Genomic DNA, 4,335 nt, shown 5'->3' with positions numbered 1-4,335 from the left:
TATTTTTAAATAAAAGACATAATTAATTAAAATTATAATTTGCTATTAGTATCTTTTTAAAAATATTTACAATTATTTTAATAGGTTATGCAAGAAGTCTATTGTTGTGGCAGATTACAAGCAATTAAATTAAAACTAGGTGATATTATAGTTCCTAAACTAGTTAATATCAATAATATTTTTTTCATTAATAATCTAACTCCTTTTATTTTTTGTACATTATTCTAAATTAATTATAAACAAAAAAAGAATTAAAAAAGTTTTCAATTAAAAATTGAAAACTTTTTCATTATATATATTATTCATAATTATCTGATAACCACAAATCAAAACGAGATTCACCACTAGTTTCATAAGCAATTTTGTCATTAATTTTTGTTGTAACTTTAAATTTAATATTTGTAAAACTTAATTTAAAGTCAACAGCATTTAAAATTTGTGTTAAGTTAGGAGTATTATTATCATCAATAATTGCCCTAAAATTTTCTCACTTACCATCTTGCCCAGGAGTTTTAAATTGTAATTTAACTGTTCCGGCACTCATTGTAACATCATTACTTTTTAACTCAGTATTACTTATTCCAAAATCACGTAAAATATTAGAACCAGCATAATTCATTAATTGTGGACCTAAGAAAAACTCAATTTTAGGAAGAAAACTAGTGACAATTGTATTAATTTCTTGTCATGTCTTTGGCTGAACAAGATTTGTGTTAACAGCATCAATTCTTTTGTCACCTTTTGCAGCAAAAATATCTAAAATACTTCCAATTAATAAAGTTGGTTTTAAACTAAGTAACTTTACTTTATTTTGGTTAATTTCAACAACGAAAAATGATAATCGATATTTACTATCCGTTTCTTTGTAATCACTTCGATAACCAGTTAAAGTATGAAATATTAAACTGTCTAAATTTGTATTAGTATTTTGATAAAAATACCCTGTTTTACCAAAAGCAACTTTAATATTTTCTTTTAAATTGGTATTAACTGGTGAGAATAAATATTGGATTAATGGCAGAACTGTATTATGTGTTGATTCAATTTTTTCTTTTCCTTCTCTAACAAATCATTGTAATAAAGCAATTAAATCAGGTGCCATATTATGTAAAAGGTCTTTAACTGTTCCTTTTCCATCAAGAATTTGATTAAAAGAAATATCTTTATTAAGATAACCACTAATATCAAATTGTAAAGTCTTAAGATTTTCAGCAATAATATTTAATAGTGTGTCAAATTTTTCAAGAAAATCTGGTTCATTAATTTTAGTTAAATCAATCTCCATAATTTCTTTCTCTGGTAAAGGCAATAAGCCAATAAAAGTATATAAATCAGCAAAAGTTATATTTACTCCTTTTACTAATGGCGGCAATGGTAAATTAATATTTTGTAATTTACTACTCATATTGTCAATTTTATTGACAGTATTTTTTAAAAGAATTAACTCATTTGTAACTCATTGAATTTTAACATTGAATTCTTCTTTATCTTTTTTTAAAATATTAACACTAGCAGTTCCATTAACAACATCTAAACCTTTTTTAGAGTCTTGTTGTTGTAAAATAGTTGACATATTAGCTTGTGCTATTTTTTCATCTGAATGATTATTATCAATAATCTTTGGTTGCACAAATGTTGCATCATTTTTAACAGCTAATTTATAACTGCCTAAATTAAGACGACTACTTAACATTGTTGCGAACTCCTCACTTGTTGCATTTGATGATGAAGCAAAAAAAGGTGTTTCAACATATTGTGACAATTCGCGCTTAAGATTTTCAAGATTTGCATCTTCTCTTTTACTAGTACATGCTGTCATTAAAGCAGCATTTGACCCTACTAATGAAATAGCTCCTAAAAAGGCTAGTAACTTTTTCATTTTCTTTCCTCCTTATTGTAGTTCAGTTTTAAATAAAACAAAATATAAACTAATATTTATTTAAATTATAATTAAAAACCGTATTGTTATTTAAATATAACAAAGTAACATATCTACCTCAACTAAAATTTTAAACTCTTTTTTATCTGAACAAAGGATTAAGAAAATTTATCAGAATGACTTTTTAGAGTTGCTAAAAAATTTATACAAAATTAATGTGCTCATTTGAGGTATATTAATCTTACTCTTTTACAATTTATTATGCAAACATTTAATATAAATAAATTAATCACGAATTACTAATTCATTTTGAAGTTTCATTACTTTTTCTGCTCCTAAAACTCGATCAGCAATTGCTAAAGCAAAATTCATTGTTGAACCAACTGAAGCCCCAGTAATAATATTACCATCAGTAATAGCAGCCATTTCATCATTATAAATTGCCTTTTCCATTCCTTCGATACATCCCGGATAACTAGTGGCTTCTTTATTGTCTAAAATTCCTAAATGTCCTAAAATTTGGGGTGCTGCACAAACTGCAGCAATTGTTTTTTGATCATTATTAGCTTTTAATAACCAATCTTTTAACATCTCATTTTTTGCAATATTATCAACACCAATGCGACCACCTGGTAAAATGAAACCATCATAATCTTCATATTTAATATCTTCAATTAATTTATCAGCCTTAATCGTAACATCATGGGATGAAACAACTTCTAATGCTTTAGTAATACTAATTAATTCTAGCTTAATGCCTCCTCGTCGTAACACATCAGTTGTAATAATTGCTTCGCCTTCTTCAAAACCTGTTGCTAAAAACAATGCAAATTTCATAAATAACACCTCTTTTCTCTTGGTAATTATAATATAATTTTATATAATTGTTAAGAAAAAAGGAAAAAGGTGTTATGCATGGGATTTTTCTCAAAAGTAGTTTATAAATTTCATCGGACAAAACATAAACGAAATAAAAAATATTATTTATTAAAAAATCGTATGTTAATAGTATTCCACAAGACATTAATATTCATGTGATTAAAACTTTTCGGGAAAAATTCACGAGTTTAATTCAACCAAATGACATCACAATGAAAGATGGATATTTATTACGGAAAGTACGTGGTTTTAATAGTTTTGGAATTTTTTATCAACTTGATGTTATTTTTTGCAATAAAAATTTTGAAGTTATTCAAACAATTCAAAATTTTGGACCACAAAAAATGAGTCATTATTTTCCACAATGTTATTTTGTCTATTGTCTTGCTCCTGGAATGATTAATTTTTTAAATATTAAACCAAACGATATTTTACGAATTATTTAATTTATCATTAATATTTTTAAAACTAAGTTATAATATAAATAATGTTATGGTTAAGGAGGAAAAACAATGGCAAAAATGAAATATGCAACAATTAAAATTAATGTAACATTCCAAAAAGTAATGATTTGAATTTCTGGGTTATGATTATTTATCTTAGCAATCTTAAATTCTTTTCCAAACGTTAATGTTAACACAAAACTTTTTGTTCACAATAATACTGGTGATAATGGTGCAATTATTTTGATTACAGCTTTCTTATTTATCTGTGTTGCAACCTTTATTCGTCATAAAATTGCTAAATTAGTTGCCGGAATTATTTTTATTACTATTGCAATTATTGGAATGATTGGTGCAATTATTACTTCAACAAAAGAAGTTTCAACATGAGTAATTGTTGTTGGTGAATTAATTGCTCTAATTGGTGCTTTAATATGATTATTAGAAGGAATTGGAGCAATTCGTGTTAATAAAACAAACACAGCAAGTACACCAAGTAATAACAAGTAATTATTATAAAAAATGTTTAACTAAATTTAGTTAAACATTTTTTATTTATGAACATTATTCAAGATCAAGTTCTTCCTCTTCTGCAGCAATCACTTCACTATAAAATTTTCCTAATGATTGATTTTTATTATGACGGTCTTCTTGTTTGCCTTTAATTTTTCGTAATTGTTCTTCAACTTTATATAAACTTTGATCAACTGCCTTATAAAAATCACTATTGCGAACTTCTGCTTTTAAAAAATTATTTCGCCCTCTAATATCAATTGCAGTATGAATTACAATATTGTTTTCTTTCGTAAATTCAATGTCAACATGAGCAAGATCATTTTCATTAACTTGTTGATATTTTAATAACTTATTAAAAGTATCAACTAAATGTTGGTTCATTGCATCGGTAATAATAATATTTTTACTACGAATTTTGTATTCCATAAATATTCGCCTCACTTCTATATCATCATTATAACAAAAYAAAAGATAATTTTACTTTAATTTTGTCGAAAACTCTTGATGAAATAAAAAAAATCATCAATATGACAATTTGAAAACTAATTTTGTGTAAGATTATGATTTTGCTTTAAATTTTTTAAACGTTAAAATATAATACCGTTGATTGTTGGTTTG

Annotated in this window: 6 protein-coding genes; 2 read left to right on the top strand and 4 right to left on the bottom strand. The window is 25.3% G+C overall.

What is annotated here, in order from left to right:
- Positions 1-98: 98 nt before the first annotated feature.
- The 3 genes from EHV01_RS03610 to EHV01_RS03600 all read right to left on the bottom strand — a co-directional run bounded on the left by EHV01_RS03610 (position 99) and on the right by EHV01_RS03600 (position 2,716).
- The gene (locus tag EHV01_RS03610; protein ID WP_422066239.1) at positions 99-188 is read right to left on the bottom strand and encodes a lipoprotein; all 90 of its coding nucleotides are present in this window, start codon (positions 186-188) and stop codon (positions 99-101) included.
- A gap of 110 nt (positions 189-298) precedes the next feature.
- On the bottom strand, positions 299-1,879 hold the full coding sequence (locus EHV01_RS03605; protein WP_422066238.1) for a lipoprotein: 1,581 nt from the start codon (positions 1,877-1,879) through the stop codon (positions 299-301).
- 285 nt (positions 1,880-2,164) lie between these two features.
- A complete protein-coding gene (locus EHV01_RS03600) occupies positions 2,165-2,716 on the bottom strand; it encodes a DJ-1 family glyoxalase III (RefSeq protein WP_422066237.1) in 552 nt (183 codons plus the stop codon).
- Positions 2,717-2,913: 197 nt separating this feature from the next.
- On the opposite strand from EHV01_RS03600, the gene EHV01_RS03595 reads away from it, so the two are divergent.
- A complete protein-coding gene (locus tag EHV01_RS03595) occupies positions 2,914-3,204 on the top strand; it encodes a hypothetical protein (RefSeq protein WP_422066236.1) in 291 nt (96 codons plus the stop codon).
- 66 nt (positions 3,205-3,270) lie between these two features.
- Positions 3,271-3,711, top strand: a complete 441-nt coding sequence (locus EHV01_RS03590; protein WP_114565104.1) for a hypothetical protein — start codon at positions 3,271-3,273, stop codon at positions 3,709-3,711.
- 54 nt (positions 3,712-3,765) lie between these two features.
- Here the strand turns inward: EHV01_RS03590 and hpf are convergent, their stop codons facing one another.
- The gene (gene hpf / locus EHV01_RS03585) at positions 3,766-4,143 is read right to left on the bottom strand and encodes a ribosome hibernation-promoting factor, HPF/YfiA family (protein ID WP_422066235.1); all 378 of its coding nucleotides are present in this window, start codon (positions 4,141-4,143) and stop codon (positions 3,766-3,768) included.
- Positions 4,144-4,335 lie beyond the last annotated feature (192 nt).

Origin of the sequence: Spiroplasma sp. hy2 (genome assembly GCF_044714365.1) — a bacterium.
GTDB classification, from domain to species: Bacteria; Bacillota_I; Bacilli_A; order Mycoplasmatales; family Mycoplasmataceae; genus Spiroplasma; species Spiroplasma phoeniceum.
The sequence above is the reverse complement of the archived record's forward strand: the minus strand, read 5'-3'. Positions and strand labels throughout refer to the sequence as shown.